Genomic DNA, 15,302 nt, shown 5'->3' on the forward strand with positions numbered 1-15,302 from the left:
AGGCTTCCTGTGACTTGGTTGTGCGTTACACGGTCTGGCACGGGACGTTATAGCCGGAAAGAGCGCAAGAGTCAAGCGGAGGCGAGCGGGCCGGAAGGCGTTCGGGGGCCGCGGAGAGGATGAAGCGGAGTGGTGGGAGCGGGGATTGTCCTTGCGGCACCGGGGCGCGGACTGCGACATCCTGTTGTGTCAATGCTGAAGCGCCGGGCTCCGGTTGCCGAACTACTTCGGCTCTGGCTCGGCTTTGGCGAGGTAGGTCGTTGCGGTCAGGCGGGCGAGGCGGCGGACGCGGGCGATGTAGTTCTGGCGCTCGGATACGCTGATAGCGCCGCGCGCCTCCAGCAGGTTGAAGAAGTGCGAGCACTTGATGACATGGTCGTAGCCCGGATAGACCAGCCCGAGCTTGAGCAGGCGCTGGGCCTCGGACTCGAACCGGTCGAACATCTCACGGTACAAGGCGACGTCGGCTTCCTCGAAATTGAACCTGGAGAATTCCTCTTCGTTCTGGCGGTAGACATCGCCCCAGGTCAGGCTGTCGTTCCACTTCACGTCGAAGATCGAGTTCGTGTTCTGCACGAACATGGCGATGCGCTCAAGTCCGTACGTGAGTTCGACCGGGATGACCTTCAAGTCAATCGAGCCGCACTGCTGGAAGTAGGTGAACTGGCTGATCTCGATGCCGTTCAGTTCGACCTGCCAGCCGAGTCCCCACGCGCCGAGGGTCGGCGATTCCCAGTCATCCTCGGTGAACCGGATGTCGTTCTTCTTCAGGTCGATGCCGATGGCCTCAAGGCTCTTTAGGTACAAATCCTGGATGTCGGCGGGCGCGGGCTTGAGAACTGCCTGCAGTTGCCAGAACTGCTGGACCCGCAGCGGGTTCTGGGCATAGCGGCCGTCGCGCGGCCGCTTGGATGGCTCGATGTAGACGACGTTCCATGGTCTGGAGTCGAGCACGCGGATGAAGGTCGCGGGGTTGAAGGTACCGGCGCCGACCTCGGAGTTGTAAGGGGAGAGCACCGCGCAACCACGCTCGGCCCAGTACTGCTGAAGGCGGAGGATGATGTCCTGGAAGTGCATCAGGATTCCCGAAGAACAACCGCCGATGCACGCCGACTAGCGCCGATGGGCGTCTTGGATTCGGGACCATATCTCCGGGAACAAACCGCCGATGGACGCCGATTAACGCCGATGGGAATACGGGGAAGTGACCCGTAGCTACGTCTACCTGCGCTAATCAGCGGCACCATCGTTTCTAGAAGTCCCTCACAACGCGTTTGACGTCCAACTTCGGCTTCCCGAAGTTCAGGAGCAAGCAGACTGACAGACCAGTAGCCTTCAGGTAGTTCATACACTGCGCCACGTGTACGTCATCCAGTGTCTTCACAGCCTTTAACTCGACAATCACCTTTCCCTCGACCAGCAGGTCGGCCGCATAATCACCGACCACAGTCCCGTCGTAGTGGACCGTAATGCTCTGCTGCTGGCCTGCCTTGAGTCCTGCCTTCCGCAGTTCGAGCGCCAGTGCATTCTCGTAGACTTTCTCAAGGAAACCGCTGCCGAGAGTGTTGCTGACCTTGAACCCGCACGAGATGATTTCCTTTGTGATGCGATCGAGTTCGATACGGCGTTCATCTGCGTTCATCGGCGGTTGCACTCAGAGTCCGAGGTCTGCGGCTATGCCCTGCATCGCGGCGACACAGATGGTGGTGAATTCCTCGAGCGAGAGTCCGAGCGCGGAGCAGGTGGCAATCTGCTCACGGTTGGCCCCAGCCGCGAACTTCTTTTCCTTGTACCGGCGGAGGATAAACTCGGCGTCAACACTCGCAATCTTCCTGGTCGGGTGCATCAGGGTGGCGGCCACGATGAGTCCGGTAGTCGGGTCGGAGGCGTAGAGGGCGCGGTCGAGTTTCGTCTGGGTGTCGGTGCCGGTGACGTGGCAGAGCACGGCGTGGACGATGTCCGGCTCGACGCCTTTCCCCGTCAGGATCTCCGCCCCGACGTGGCCGTGCTTCGCGGTGTCGTCCTTGGTCCGGTCGTAGTCGACGTCATGGAGCAGGCCGGCAAGACCCCACTTTTCCTCGTCCTCGCCGAGCTTGCGGGCGAGGCCGCGCAGGCACGCCTCGGTGGCAAGCATGTGCTTCAGCAGATTCCGGTTCGTGACCATCGACGTCACAAGCTCGTAGGCCTCAGTTCGTGTCATCGTTTCTCCAGCGGCATTATAGAAGAGGCCGCCCCGGTGTCAAAGCAGGGCCAGTTGTCCGAACTTCGGTTGGAGCCGTTCGATTTCGGTGTGGTGCGTCATGTCGAGGTGGAGCGGCGTCACCGAGATGTAGCCTGAGTAGACCGCCTCGAAGTCCGTGCCTTCGGTACCCTCGAATGCCAGCTCGCCGTCGATGGTCCAGGAGACCCCGCCGTCAGGCAGCCTGCCTCTTATCGCCATGTCGCGGTAGATACGCCGGCCCAGGCGTGTGACCTTGATACCCTTGATTTTCCCATCCGGGATGTTGACGTTCAGCAGGGTTTTTGGTGGCAGGACGCCGTCCAGCAGCAGCGGCACGAGCCGGCGGATGAAACGGATGGCAACAGCACGGTTCTCGCCGGACTTGAGGTAGGAGACCGCAACCGATGGCATGCCGAGCATCGTGCCCTCGATGGCTGCAGCGACCGTTCCGGAGTAGAGCACATCATCCCCGAGGTTCGGGCTGTCGTTGATGCCGGAGAGCACGAGGTCGATGGTGCGCTTGAGGATGCCATGGTGCGAAACAAGAACGCAGTCGGTCGGAGTACCGTGCACTGCGAGCCACCGGGGACGGAGGCGCCAGACGCGGATCGGCTTGCGCAGCGTGAACGAGTGGCTGGCGGCGGATTGGTTGACGGCAGGCGCCACAACCCATGCCCGGCCCAGCCCCTTGATGCCGTCGTGGAGGTCCTTGATACCTTGCGCCTCGACGCCGTCGTCGTTGGTCACGAGAATCAGAGGTTTCGTGCGGGGCTTGAGCATGGCCAAGTATACACGCGAAAGCGCGAAGGACAATGCAGTGAGGAACAAGCAAGTGGGGGGGAAGTAGTCGATCTAGACTCCAGGCTTTCTGCCCTGCTTTGTTCCTGGCTTTGTCACTTTGTACCTGGCCATGCGCTGGGCTGCGCTGGGCTGGGTTTGACAGTCCGGGCCACATGGATAGAATCACCGTCCCGCCGGCTTAGCTCAGTTGGTAGAGCAATGGAATCATAATCCATGTGTCGGGGGTTCGACTCCCTCAGCCGGCATCTGCGAACGAACGCCGAACGCCGAAGTTCGAATCCCGAACTGAGGACGTCGGCAAATGCGTCGAAGATGGCATTACTGCTGATTCTCGAAACGGATTGCACACGGCGGGGCCGACGGCCCCGCTTTCTTTTAAGCGGGAGGCAACATGGGTCTTGAGGAAACGAAGTCCAAGTACGTCTGGATAAACGGCAAGTATGTGCCGTGGGCGGACGCAAACATACACATCTGCTCGCACGTCATTCACTACGGCTCGGGCGTGTTCGAGGGCATCCGCTGCTACAAGACGCCCAAGGGACCGGCGATCTTCCGGCAGAAGGAGCACACCGACCGGTTGTTCAACTCCGCCAAGATATACCGGATGGACGTCCCCTTCACCAAGGAACAGGTGAATGCGGCGATGGTGGAACTGATACAGAAGAACGGGCTTGAAGAATGCTACGTCCGGCCGATTGTCTACCGCGGCTACAAGGAGCTGGGCGTCAATCCCTTCACCTGCCCGGTCGATATTGCGCTCATCACCTGGTACTGGGGCAAGTACCTCGGGCCAGAGGCGCTCGAGCAGGGCGTGGACGTGATGGTCTCGTCGTGGAACCGGATGGCGCCGAACACCTTCCCGGCGATGTCGAAGACGTGCGCCAACTACATGAACTCGCAGCTCATCAAGATGGAAGCCATCAAGTACGGATTCGTCGAGGGCATCGCGCTCGACGTCAACGGCTTCCTCTCCGAGGGCTCGGGCGAGAACCTGTTCATCATCAAGGACGGGGTCATCTACACGCCGCCGCTCCACGCCACGATCCTGCCCGGTATAACCCGCGCCACGGTCATCACCCTGGCTCGGGACCTCGGTTTCGAATTGAAGGAGACAATGATGCTGCGCGAGTTCCTGTACATCGCCGACGAGGTCTTCTTCACCGGCAGCGCGGCCGAGGTCACGCCCATCCGTTCAGTCGACAAGATCACCATCGGCGCGGGCAAGTGCGGGCCGATCACCAAGCAGCTCCAACAGGCCTTCTTCGCTGTCATCGACGGCAAGAGCCCGGACAAGTACAACTGGCTGACGTTTGTCCGGTAAGGATGAATCAGGAAAGGATGAAAACGGAAATCGGCTGTGTTCATCCTTCATCCTTCAGCCCTTTCCGGCAGTGAAGGTCGCGCTCGGCGCGGACCACCGCGGGTTCGCGCTCAAAGAGGAACTCAAGCGCTGGTTGACCGCCCGGGGTCACACCGTGGTCGATTGCGGGCCCGATAGTGTGGATCGAGTCGACTACCCCGACTACGCCTTCAAGGTTGCCGGTGCCGTTGCCCGGGATCGGGCCGACCGCGGTGTCCTGATATGTTCGACGGGCATCGGCATGTGCATCGCCGCGAACAAGGTGCGGGGGGTGCGGGCGGCACTGGCAGACAGCGTCCGGCTGGCCCGCCTCTCACGCGAACACAACGACTCGAACGTGCTCTGCCTCGGGGCGGATGTCGTCACCGGCGTGCAGGCCCGGCGGATTGTCGGAGTGTGGCTTGGGGCCGAATTCGCGGGCGGCCGGCACTCGCTGCGCCTGGACAAAATCGCGCGCTACCGCTGAACTTTTCTACTTAAACAAGCGCCCGGCCATCGGCCGGGCGCAGTTTTGAGGGGCGGGGTCATTGGCCGGTTGGGTTCTTCCACTTGATTATGTCGACCACGATTGCCGCAACCGGGACCACGGCGGCCATCACGAGTGCGTAGTCCTGCCACCACCTCAATCCCACTCGCGGCACCAGAACGACGTCTCCCGGTTCCGCGACCGGGTTGCTCCGTCCGGATATGCGCCGGCCGGAGCGGAGCACCGACATGGATCGGAAGTTCGCATACATCGTCGGGCCGCCGGCCTGACCGACATAGTCACCGGCCCGCAGGCTCGGGTAGTAGGGGAACGGGCCCGGATTGGTTACCTCGCCCTCGACGTAGACCAGCGTGTCGAAGGCCGGCACGACGACAACGTCGAAGTTCGCCATTTCTATGTTCCGGGCCGAGTCCTGCTCGAAGATGATACTGCGGAGGTCGATCGGTATCTTCTTGCGCGCGCCGCCACCACCTACAACCAGCCGATTGATGTAGCTGTTGGACATGTCCGCCCACGGGGTTATGCCGCCGGCCTTGGAAATCACCTCGGAAACCCGCATCCCTGCTGTCAACTCATAGATGCCTTCGCTCACCCGCTCTCGCGTCGCATCCGGCGTCTCAACGGTGGGGGCGCGCAGGCGAGACTCACCCCGGCCGAAGACCGCCCCTCTCACCGTGCAGAGACCTTTCACCTTGGGTATCTGGATGACGTCGCCCGACTGCACATACGGGTTGGCGTCCAGGTCGCCGCTCATCTCGAACCGCTCGATGTCGACGATGGAGTAGACTACGCCACCCCGGATAAGCTCGATGTTGGTCCGGGTGCCGAGCGGCGCGATGCCACCGGCCCGGGAAATGATCTGGGAGACGCGCTCGACCGGCAGGGCGTCATAGGCGCCCGGAGTCAGGACCTCGCCGGTCACGAAGACGATACCGGACCGCAGGCCGATCAGGGTCAGCTTCACCCGGGCTGATTTGAAGAGCTTGCCCATGGCGACGGTGAGCGTGTCCTGGGCCTCGGCCAGGGTCAGGCCTGACACCAGGATGACGTCGACCACGTCCTGTTCATCCCTGCCGATCGGGATGCTTATGTTCACCTTACCCTCGTAGGTGACCAGCGCTTCGTAGGAATAAGTGACGCTGCCCTGAACAGTAACCTGCAGCCGGTCACCCGGCGCCAGGTAGTACTTGTCGGAGATGATCGGACTCTCGACCCCGGGCAGCTTGAGGATCTGCGACGCTCCGAGACCGGTCGCGCTGGATGACGCTGAGCCGGTAGTCGTAGACGACTGGCCCTGCGCGCCCGCAATGGACGTCAGAAGGGCGAGATAGATCAGAAACAGGGGAGCTTTCACCGGGCCATTCTATGGGGCGGGTGGCCGGAAGTCAAATCAGGTCTGCCGGTCCGGGCGGGCAGGCAGGGATTGGGTGAGTGCGCTGGTCAGTTTGACCGCACCCGCTGCCAGCGCTGCCAGGTGGATGCCGAAGACCGGCGCCAGCACGAGCGCCGTCAGGATTCCGCCGATGCCGCCGCCCACCAGGTCGAGGGCGGTGATGACGCCCGCACGCCGGGCAACGTGCTCCGGAGCGGAAGCGACGGGAGATGAGCGGGGAGCGATGAACCCGGCGACCGCGAACTGGAACCCGAGGCAGGCGCCGGCAAGGCAGTTGGTGAGCAGGAAAACCCAGGCCGGACCGGCGCGGATGAGGCCGAGGACGGCAGCGGCACACGCGCCAAGGAGAAGGTCGGAGATGAGAAAACGAGGAGTGATGAGCGCTGGGTGATGAACCCGGAGCGCCGAGTGAGTGCCGAGGAAGCCTCCGAGCACGGTGCCGAGCATGAACGCTACGACCAGCAGGGCGACGCCGGAGTAGACCGAGTCAAACCGCACCTGCCAGGCGAAGATCAGCAGAGCCGATACCGCGGCCCCCGAGTAACCGGAAGTCAGAATCGCGAACCCGCGGCGGAAAGGCCGTCCGCGTACCCGCGCGCCCGCGAGGCCCGCAACCAGCATGACCAGGCTGAGAAGAAGTACGATGTACGATGAACGATGTACGATGTCCGACGAACCCAGCCGTGCGTACAGGGCGCCGAATGCCGGCGAGACCAGCCGATTCTCCCGCACCATGTTCAGGAACAACTCGCGCGGGAAGGCCGTCGTCGAGACGCCGAACGCCGAGCGCCGAACGTCGAACGCTGAGTCGATACCGCCCGCGGCCGGATGCAGGGCGGCGGCAAAGGTCCGCTGGCGGAACGGGTCGAGCAGGCTGGCGACATAGCCGGGATCGAGCAGCTTCGGCGGTTCTGAAAGCGTGGCCAGGCGGGAGACGAGAGCCTCAGCCGCGACGTTCAGCGCGCGGTCAGAGGCGAGCAGGAGCGGGAAATCCGCCGCCATCGGCTGCGCGTGCTCGAAGGCGGCCAGAAGCGTTCGCTGGCGGGTGGAGAGGATGCGCCCTGCGTCAAGAGAGAGACTGACCGGGTTTCCCGGTCCGGGAATCGCGAGGATGCCGCCGGGCGCGAGGCGCTCGCGGCAGAGCCGGTAGAACTCGGCGGCAAAGAGACGGCTGGAGCCGAGACTGCCGGGCGCGGCGTCGGTCAGGATGATGCAGTCGAAGGCGGCAGGGCGCGTACGGAGAAACATCACGGGGTCGGAGATGACGAGGGAGAAACGAGGAGGGGGCAGAGAAGAGTCGGACGACAGCGCAGCAAGAGACGTGCGAGCCAGCACCGGGTCGAGCTGGATGGCCACTACCTCGATGTCCGGCCGGAATCGGGAAAGCGCTGCCGGGATTGCGAGGTCGTGGCCGAGGACCAGGACGCGGCAGGCGGCCGGATGGCAGAGCACCGGCAGCAGCGCCAGCTCCTCGATTCTCTCGCTCTGGGTCGGGGGAATGGCCAGGGTCGGAAGTCCGTCGTAGAGGATGAGATGCTGGCCGGACCGCTCCATCCGGATGGTCTTGCCATAGGGCGAATTGGCGACCGAGGCGACGTGCTGGCCGCGCCAGGCCCTGCTCCACGCCCAGCGCTCAATCGGCAGGGCACACACCAACGAGGCAAGCACTCCCAATCCGAGGATCCAGGTTGCCCATTTCGTCCGTGTTCGTCCCGGTCCGATTCCCGCAGCCGCGATGAGCGGCAGCGCTGACAGCGCCACAACTGCCAGCGACGACAGGCGGTTGAGCAGCAGGAAACAGGCCAGACCGCCGAGGGCCGTCCCGATGCCCTCCCAGACATAGGCGGAGCCGATACCCTGAGTCCTGCGGGCGGCAGCGGCCACGAACAAAGCGCCATGGGTTGCTGCCGGAAGGAGCACGACCAGGAAGGTTGCCAGCAGCAGAAGCGGAATCGAGAGGGTTTCGCCCGGGAGGACGCCAAGCAGCGGACGCACCAGGATTGCCGCCGGCACCGCAGCGAGGGAGGTGAGGAGGGAGAGAGTGATGAGTGATGAGTAGTGAGCGATGAATGAGGAACGAAGACCGTAGAGCCGGGCGCCGAGGGCTTCGCACAGGACCCAGGCCGCGACCGTGACGCCGACGGAGAACTCGTTACCACCATACGCGGCCATAAGTTCGCGCAACAGGACCAGTTGCCCGGCAATCCCCAGGCAGCCGACGGCGACCAGCAGCAACGCCGACCGCCGACCGCTAACTGCCCACTCCCGACTCTCGATTCCCGACTCTCGACTCTGGACTGCGAACATGGCTGCTTATCGTAGGGCAGGCGAGCGGAGAGTCAACGGCAGAAGGGATGAAAGGCGGAAGGGATGAAGGATGAAGAGGGAAGAGGGAAGAGGGAAGAGGGAACTACCGGCTTCAGTTCCTTCTGTTTCATCCTCCTTCTTCGTTGTGGCAGGGCTTGAGTAGTTTCGGCTTTCTGGTAAGATACCGCCCGTGGGTATCGCCCGGCTGATCGACCACACGCTGCTCAAGCCCGATGCCCGGCCGGAACAGGTCGAACAGCTCTGCGCCGAGGCGGTTGAATGGGGCTTTGCCACCGTCTGCGTCAATTCCTGCCACGTATCGTTGTGCCGGAGGAGATTGGAAGGTACGGCCGTCAGGGTCGGCACCGTAATCGGGTTTCCGCTGGGCGCGATGCTGCGTGAGGCAAAAGCGGCTGAGGCGGCGGCCGCGGTCAATCTCGGCGCCGACGAACTGGACATGGTCATGAACATCGGCTGGCTCAAGACGGGCGCGGAAGAGATGGTCGTTTCCGACATTCACCGCGTGCTCGATGCAGCCCAGGCGCGAACGGTGAAGGTTATCATCGAGACCTGTCTGTTGACTGGGGCGGAGAAGGAGCGGGCGACGCAGTTGGTCGTCGAATCGGGAGCCGCCTTCGTGAAGACGTCGACCGGCTTCTCGACCGGCGGCGCGACCGTTGAGGACGTGATGCTGCTGGCCCGGGTTGCGGCCGGCCGGATCGGGGTCAAGGCGTCGGGCGGCATCCGCGACTACGCGACCGGCCTGAAGATGATTGAAGCCGGAGCCACCAGGCTTGGCACAAGCTCCGGCGTAGCGATAGTGAAAGAAGAAAGGAATCAAGGATTCGAGGAATCGAGGGGTCAAGGGCGGAAGTGACAGACGCGAGTCGTCTTCCTCTGGAACCCTTGAATCCTGGACCCCTGGAATCCTTACGCTCAAGGAGGACTGAATGGCCTATGGTAAGATGAAGGAGTTCCTGCAGACGGAGCTGAAGGGCGTCCGGGAGGCAGGACTCTACAAGCAGGAACGGTACATCTACGGCCCGCAGGGAGCCGACATCAAGGTCGAGTTCCCGTCCGGCGCGCCGCAGAAGGAGGTCCTGAACTTCTGCGCCAACAACTACCTCGGGCTCTCGAGCCATCCCGAGACGGTGAAGTCGGCGCACAAGGCGCTGGACGACTGGGGCTACGGCATGTCCAGCGTTCGCTTCATCTGCGGAACGCAGGACATACACCGTCAACTCGAACAGAAGATAGCGGCGTTTCTGGGGCTCGACGACTCGATTCTCTACTCGTCCTGCTTCGACGCCAACGGCGGTCTGTTCGAGACCCTGTTCAAGGAAGAGGATGCGATCCTGACCGATGCGCTCAACCATGCTTCGGTGATCGACGGCATCCGGCTCTCCAAGGCGAAGAGGTACATCATCAAGCACATGGACCTGGCCGACCTCGAAGAGAAGCTGAAGTCCGACGAGGTCCAGAAGGCCCGGTTCCGGGTGTTCGCGACCGACGGCGCGTTCTCGATGGACGGCGACGTCGCCACCCTGCCCGAAATCTGCGACCTGTGCGAGAAGTACGACACGCTGGTGATGGTTGACGATTCCCACTCCACCGGGTTCATGGGCAAACACGGCAAGGGCACACACGAGCACTGCGGCGTGATGGGCCGCGTCGACATCATCACCTCGACCATGGGCAAGGCGCTCGGCGGGGCGTCCGGCGGGTTCACCGCCGCCCGCAAAGAGATCGTCGAGCTGCTCCGCCAGCGCTCGCGGCCCTACCTCTTCTCTAACACGCTGCCGCCTGTAATCGCGGCCTCGGCCGTGACCATCATCGACCTCTTGTCCAAGTCGACCGAGCGACGCGACAAGCTCGAGCGCAACACGATGCACTTCCGCAAGGCGATGACCGACGCCGGGTTCGACATCCGGCCGGGCGTGCATCCCATCGTGCCGATAATGCTCTACAACGCCAAGCTGGCCCAGGACTTCGCCCGCGACATGTATGCCGAGGGCATCTATGTCATCGGGTTCTTCTTCCCGGTGGTGGGCAAGGGCCTCGCGCGCATCCGGGTCCAGCTCTCGGCCGGACACGAGACCGAGCACATCGACAAAGCGGTCGCGGCCTTCACCAAGATCGGCAAGAAGTACGAAATCCTCCACAAGACCAAGGATGAAGTAGTCGCCAAGTACGGCCTGTAAGTCACAATCGACAGCAGACGGGGCGGCGTCATGCCGCCCCGTCCCTTTTCGGCACTCGCCACTCGCGTCCCTGATTCCAGAACTTCCGGAATCCTGTCTTCTTCGCTGTCAGATTGCGGGTCCGGCCTGACTGTGATGGAAGATGGGAATCAGGGCGTCTCGCATCCTGTCCTGATCGCCGGCGGAACCACGTGAACTGCCACCGGGATCCACGACCCGTGCGGTCTTCCTTCGTCCGCCGGCAGGGGTTTCCGGCCGCGCTGTACGGGAGAATGGCGGGTTGCCGCGCGGACGGGGCGGCCTCGCCGGGCCCGGCTCCGGGATGAACTCCGACTTGCAGACAATCTGATTCTAGGTATAATCCTATATACTTAGGTACGCATGGACCTGTTGAACAACGAACGACGCGTCGGATGCACCATCTGCCGGCCATGCTGAAGCCGGTCGTGGGCGCAGGGTTACACAAGGTCCATCGCTCAAAGGAGGTCCTGTGGATATGCAGAATGCGCTGGCTCAAGCGTCGGTCGCCAACTCCAACCCCAACGCCGTCAAGAACAAACTCTCGATGGTGGTGTTGAGCGGCGACCTGGACAAGGTCTTTGCCGCTCTCATCATCGCCACCGGCGCCGCCGCGGCGGCCATGGAAGTCACCATGTTTTTCACCTTCTGGGGCCTGAAGGCCATCCAGAAGCCCGGCAAGTCGACCGGCACAGGGTTGATGGGCAGGATGCTGGCGATGATGAACCGCGGCGGCCTGAATGCGATCGGCCCCAGCCGCCTCAACATGGGGGGCCTCGGCCGGTGGATGTTCAAGCTGATGATGAAGCAGAAGGGAGTCGTGTCGCTGGAAGAGCTCTACGAGAGCGCCATCGACCTGGGAGTCAAGATGATGCCCTGCGACATGAGCATGAAGGTGATGGAGATCGATTCCGCCGTGCTGCGGGACAATGTCACCGCGCCGGTCGGCGTGGCCACATTCATCCAGGAAGCAGCCGAAAGCAAGATCACGCTCTTCATCTAGCCGGACGCGCTACGCATAAGGAGAATGCAATGAGCGACGAAATCAAGACCGTTCTGGATCTCAGAGGCCTGCTGTGCCCGATGCCGGTGGTCAAGCTGGCAAAGGCAGTTAAAGGTCTGGCCGCCGGCGAGTTGGTCGAAGCCACCGCGTCGGACCCGGGCGTGCTGGCCGACATCCCGGCCTGGTGCAAGAGCACGGGCAACGAGCTGGTGAAGATGGAGAAGGGCGACAAGGTCTTTACCTTCGTCGTGAGGAAACTGGCGGGCTGAGCATGGAGCTGACGCGATTCCAGGAAGTGGTGCACCTGATCGGCACGCCCGTGCTGGTCGGCCTGTACCTGGTGCGGCTGCTGCTGCTGCTGCGGGCGAAGATGGTCCGCGACCGGTCGCCCGACCCCAAGGGTGACCTGGCCCGCGGGGTCCGGGAGGCCTTTCTGACCCTGGCGGCGCCCTGGAAGATGGACAGCACCCGGCGGCACTGGGGGTTGTATCTGGTGTTCATGTTCCTACACCTGGGGATCGCCTTCAACATCACGCTGGCCTATCTCATCACCTACGCGGGGCCGTTCATGACCGTGCCGGTCCGCTGGGTGTTTGCCGCCTTCATCGGGCTGGGCACGCTGGCCGGCCTCTTTCGCCTGGTCAGGCGGTCGATCCGGGCCGACATGCGGGCGATCAGCGCGTTCGACGACTACTTCGCGCTGGCGCTGCTCTTCCTCTTCAACGTCGGCGGCCTGCTCACCCTGCGCGGGGTGGAATGGGGCTCCTACCTGTACTTCACGGTGGTGCTCACCTTCCTGGTTTACGCGCCGTTCAGCAAGATCCATCACTATCTCTACTACCCGTTCGCCCGGTTCTTCTACGGCCAGGATTCGGCCCGCAAGGGCCTGTTCAACGCCGAGGTGCGCTGATGGGTGTTTCCTCGAACGGCCACGTGAAGACCGCCCTGGGTGTGCTCGACAAGTCCCTGACCCGGCAGATGGAGACCTGGCTGAACGTCTGCGCGCACTGCGGCATGTGCAACGACGCCTGCCACTACTATCTGGCCACCGGCAATACGAAACTGCTGCCCACCTACAAGACCGACAAGCTCCGGAACGTCTGGCGCAAGAAGCACGAGTGGATCGCCCGCGTCTTTCCCTGGTGGGTGAGCGCGGTGGACCTGACCGAAGAGAGGCTCAAAGAGATGTCGGAGATCGCCTTTCGCGACTGCACGCTTTGCGGCCGCTGCGTCGTCAACTGTCCCTTCGGGGTAGATACCCGCCAGATCATGCGCACCATGCGGGCCATGGCCCTGGCCGCTGGCTACGCGCCGGAGATTCTCGACCAACTGGCCGACTCGGCCATCCAGCGTGAGGAGAACTTCGACTCGTTCAAGGAGTTCTTCCTCGACCAGATCAAAGCCATGGAGCCGGAACTGCGCGAACTGACCGGCGACCCGACGGCCGAAATCCCGATCGACAAGCAGGCGCGCGTGCTCTATGTTCCGCTCTCGGGCAAGCACACCATCCTGCCGGCAGCGGCGCTCCTGCACGCCGCGGGTGAGTCGTGGACATTGAGCAAGTTCGATGCCGCCAACTACGCGGTCTTCCTGCACGACATTCCCCGGGCCAGGCGGATCGTCGAGCGCGTGGTCAAAGAGGCAGTGCAGCTCGGCGTCGAAGAGGTGGTCATCACCGAGTGCGGCCATGCCTACTCCTGCTACCGCTGGTCCGCGCCCAACTGGTTCGAGGGCGGGCTGCCGTTCAAGGTCCGCAGCATCGTCGAACTGATAGCCGAGTGGGTTGAGAACGGGGAGATTCCCGTGGCCCGGCTCGACTCAAGCGAGGTCGGCAGGCTGACGCTGCACGATCCCTGCAACTTGGGCCGCAACGGCGGCGTCTTCAATGAGCCACGCTCGGTGCTGAAGCAGATCGCGCCGGAGTTCGTGGAACTTGCACCGAACCGCAAGAATAGCATCTGCTGTGGCGGAGGCAGCGGTCTCGTCGCCAACCTGGACTATGAAGAACAGCGGCTAGAGGCCGGCAAGCCGAAGGCCGACCAGATACGTGCTACCGGTGCCAGGGTCGTCGTCGCCTCCTGCGACAACTGCCGCCACCAGATCACCGAGCTCAGCGAGCACTACAGGCTGGGCGTGGAAGTGATGGGCCTGGCAGAACTGACCGTGAAGGCGATGGTCAAGGCGGTCGCGGCCTCACCAAGATCGGCAAGAAGTACGGCATCCTCCACAAGACCAAGGATGAAGTAGTCGCCAAGTACGGCCTATAGGTTACAATCGACAGCAGACGGGGCGGCGCCATGCCGCCCCGTATCCTCAAGACAGACTGATAACAACGGCTTGGGTACGGGCCCGCGCTCAGCAGCACGGCCCTTCCTCGTTCATCGGCGGTCAGCTCCTCCGTCCGCCGCCCTGAACTCTGGATTCTCGTTCCTGAGTTCTGGACTGTCAGCACCCCGTTCTGATTGCACCTTCCTTGACTCCAGACCGGAACAGCATAGAGTTGCTGCAGGGCCGCACCGGCGACCGGCCGGCCGGCCCGAAGCAAAACACTAACAAGGAGTCGCAGTGAACCTACGAACCGTCATCGCATCGCTGCTGATCGCCGCGTCCCTGCTGCTCGTGACGCAGGCCCAGGCCGGCGCTGCGGACAAGCAGAGCTTCCTCTTGTCCGGGCAGGCCGGGCTGAACTACTACCTCAAGAGCGGCGGCCCGCAGGATTCCCCGACCTCCGGGCTGGACCTGACCATCGCCCCCCGGCTTCTCTATTTCCCGGTGAAGAGCATCGGCGTCGGCGGCGAGGCGAATTTCTACACGTACGCGAATGGCAGCAAGCAGACGAACATAGCTATCGGCCCGCGCGCCGCCTTCTTCCTGAAGCCCGACGCCAGCCACTACCCGCGCGCGTGCTGCCTGACCCCGTGGTTCGGCGGCAACAGCAGCTACTGGATGCCGTTCGTCGGCGTGTCGCTGATGTACCTGATGAACTCGTCTACCTACTCGGGCTACAGCTCGACCGCCTCCGGTTTCCTGGGCCGGGTTGGCGTCGGTGCGGCGCCGCTCATCGGCGACCACGGTACCGCCTTCGTCGAACTCGGCTACCAGATGCAGTCGCTCACGCAGAGCGGCGGGAGCTTTGCCTCTGCCCAGACCAGCGGCAAGATATACCTGGAGGCGGGCTTCGGCGTCTTCCTCTTCAAGTAGGCACTAAGGATTCCCGCGCCGGCCCTGCCACCAGGGCCGGCTTCGCTTTGGGGGCCGCGCGAAATTAGGAGAAATTAGGGACAGTGGGGCTGTTGAAAAAGTCTTGACATCTTTCTGACGGCTGGTGCGTCTGAAGGGATGGTGACGCCCAACCGAAAGGACTCCACTGACAATGGTAGGTAGTCAGGACCGCTGGCGTGAGGACATCTTCGTCGCCTGTCCGCTTCGGGACCTGGTGCCCGACGACCATGTACTGAAACGGGTTGACCGAGTGTTGGACTTGTCCTGGCTGCGGGACGAGGTGGCAGAC

14 protein-coding genes and 1 tRNA gene are annotated in these 15,302 nt (G+C 63.0%); 9 read left to right on the forward strand and 6 right to left on the reverse strand.

Translation table 11 applies throughout. The annotated features are described in order from the left end of the window. Window positions 1-222: 222 nt before the first annotated feature. The 4 genes from FJY68_06190 to surE all read right to left on the reverse strand — a co-directional run bounded on the left by FJY68_06190 (window position 223) and on the right by surE (window position 3,001). Complete coding sequence (locus FJY68_06190) at window positions 223-1,077, reverse strand: glycine--tRNA ligase subunit alpha (GenBank protein ID MBM3331429.1); 855 nt, start codon at window positions 1,075-1,077, stop codon at window positions 223-225. A 175-nt stretch (window positions 1,078-1,252) separates the two neighbouring features. Further along, entirely contained in the window at window positions 1,253-1,642 is a 390-nt protein-coding gene (locus FJY68_06195) for a GxxExxY protein (protein ID MBM3331430.1), read from the reverse strand. A 12-nt stretch (window positions 1,643-1,654) separates the two neighbouring features. Beyond that, window positions 1,655-2,200, reverse strand: a complete 546-nt coding sequence (locus tag FJY68_06200; protein MBM3331431.1) for an HDIG domain-containing protein — start codon at window positions 2,198-2,200, stop codon at window positions 1,655-1,657. Window positions 2,201-2,239: 39 nt separating this feature from the next. Next, window positions 2,240-3,001, reverse strand: a complete 762-nt coding sequence (surE, locus tag FJY68_06205; GenBank protein ID MBM3331432.1) for a 5'/3'-nucleotidase SurE — start codon at window positions 2,999-3,001, stop codon at window positions 2,240-2,242. A 193-nt stretch (window positions 3,002-3,194) separates the two neighbouring features. Here surE and FJY68_06210 point away from each other — a divergent pair. The 3 genes from FJY68_06210 (at window position 3,195) to rpiB (ending at window position 4,848) form a co-directional block, all read left to right on the forward strand. After that, a tRNA-Met gene (locus FJY68_06210) sits at window positions 3,195-3,267 on the forward strand. A gap of 146 nt (window positions 3,268-3,413) precedes the next feature. After that, the gene (locus FJY68_06215; GenBank protein MBM3331433.1) at window positions 3,414-4,343 is read left to right on the forward strand and encodes a branched-chain amino acid transaminase; all 930 of its coding nucleotides are present in this window, start codon (window positions 3,414-3,416) and stop codon (window positions 4,341-4,343) included. A 70-nt stretch (window positions 4,344-4,413) separates the two neighbouring features. Next, entirely contained in the window at window positions 4,414-4,848 is a 435-nt protein-coding gene (gene rpiB / locus FJY68_06220) for a ribose 5-phosphate isomerase B (protein ID MBM3331434.1), read from the forward strand. Between the two features lie 58 nt (window positions 4,849-4,906). Here rpiB and FJY68_06225 read toward each other — a convergent pair whose 3' ends face one another. Continuing rightward, complete coding sequence (locus FJY68_06225) at window positions 4,907-6,223, reverse strand: hypothetical protein (protein ID MBM3331435.1); 1,317 nt, start codon at window positions 6,221-6,223, stop codon at window positions 4,907-4,909. Window positions 6,224-6,259: 36 nt separating this feature from the next. After that, window positions 6,260-8,569, reverse strand: coding sequence for a hypothetical protein (locus FJY68_06230; GenBank protein ID MBM3331436.1), 2,310 nt, complete (start codon window positions 8,567-8,569; stop codon window positions 6,260-6,262). A gap of 190 nt (window positions 8,570-8,759) precedes the next feature. On the opposite strand from FJY68_06230, the gene deoC reads away from it, so the two are divergent. The 6 genes from deoC (at window position 8,760) to FJY68_06260 (ending at window position 14,992) form a co-directional block, all read left to right on the forward strand. Then, window positions 8,760-9,446, forward strand: a complete 687-nt coding sequence (deoC, locus tag FJY68_06235; GenBank protein ID MBM3331437.1) for a deoxyribose-phosphate aldolase — start codon at window positions 8,760-8,762, stop codon at window positions 9,444-9,446. 88 nt (window positions 9,447-9,534) lie between these two features. After that, on the forward strand, window positions 9,535-10,770 hold the full coding sequence (gene kbl / locus FJY68_06240) for a glycine C-acetyltransferase (protein MBM3331438.1): 1,236 nt from the start codon (window positions 9,535-9,537) through the stop codon (window positions 10,768-10,770). A 490-nt stretch (window positions 10,771-11,260) separates the two neighbouring features. After that, entirely contained in the window at window positions 11,261-11,791 is a 531-nt protein-coding gene (locus FJY68_06245; GenBank protein MBM3331439.1) for a hypothetical protein, read from the forward strand. A gap of 29 nt (window positions 11,792-11,820) precedes the next feature. After that, the gene (locus tag FJY68_06250) at window positions 11,821-12,060 is read left to right on the forward strand and encodes a sulfurtransferase TusA family protein (GenBank protein ID MBM3331440.1); all 240 of its coding nucleotides are present in this window, start codon (window positions 11,821-11,823) and stop codon (window positions 12,058-12,060) included. A 487-nt stretch (window positions 12,061-12,547) separates the two neighbouring features. Then, window positions 12,548-14,038, forward strand: coding sequence for a (Fe-S)-binding protein (locus tag FJY68_06255; GenBank protein ID MBM3331441.1), 1,491 nt, complete (start codon window positions 12,548-12,550; stop codon window positions 14,036-14,038). Window positions 14,039-14,356: 318 nt separating this feature from the next. After that, window positions 14,357-14,992, forward strand: coding sequence for a hypothetical protein (locus tag FJY68_06260; GenBank protein ID MBM3331442.1), 636 nt, complete (start codon window positions 14,357-14,359; stop codon window positions 14,990-14,992). Window positions 14,993-15,302 lie beyond the last annotated feature (310 nt).

It is taken from the genome of candidate division WOR-3 bacterium, from assembly GCA_016867815.1.
In the GTDB taxonomy this organism is placed as follows: Bacteria; Hydrothermota; Tepidihabitantia; order Tepidihabitantales; family Tepidihabitantaceae; genus UBA2258.

What these genes read in the sequence shown, in the direction of transcription:
- FJY68_06215 (MBM3331433.1), top strand. Translation starts at nt 3,414, where the DNA reads ATGGGTCTTGAGGAAACGAAGTCCAAGTACGTCTGGATAAACGGCAAG.
- FJY68_06200 (MBM3331431.1), bottom strand. Translation starts at nt 2,200, where the DNA reads ATGACACGAACTGAGGCCTACGAGCTTGTGACGTCGATGGTCACGAAC.
- surE (MBM3331432.1), bottom strand. Translation starts at nt 3,001, where the DNA reads ATGCTCAAGCCCCGCACGAAACCTCTGATTCTCGTGACCAACGACGAC.
- FJY68_06190 (MBM3331429.1), bottom strand. Translation starts at nt 1,077, where the DNA reads ATGCACTTCCAGGACATCATCCTCCGCCTTCAGCAGTACTGGGCCGAG.
- kbl (MBM3331438.1), top strand. Translation starts at nt 9,535, where the DNA reads ATGAAGGAGTTCCTGCAGACGGAGCTGAAGGGCGTCCGGGAGGCAGGA.
- FJY68_06230 (MBM3331436.1), bottom strand. Translation starts at nt 8,569, where the DNA reads ATGTTCGCAGTCCAGAGTCGAGAGTCGGGAATCGAGAGTCGGGAGTGG.
- FJY68_06255 (MBM3331441.1), top strand. Translation starts at nt 12,548, where the DNA reads ATGGGGCTCCTACCTGTACTTCACGGTGGTGCTCACCTTCCTGGTTTA.
- FJY68_06250 (MBM3331440.1), top strand. Translation starts at nt 11,821, where the DNA reads ATGAGCGACGAAATCAAGACCGTTCTGGATCTCAGAGGCCTGCTGTGC.
- FJY68_06195 (MBM3331430.1), bottom strand. Translation starts at nt 1,642, where the DNA reads ATGAACGCAGATGAACGCCGTATCGAACTCGATCGCATCACAAAGGAA.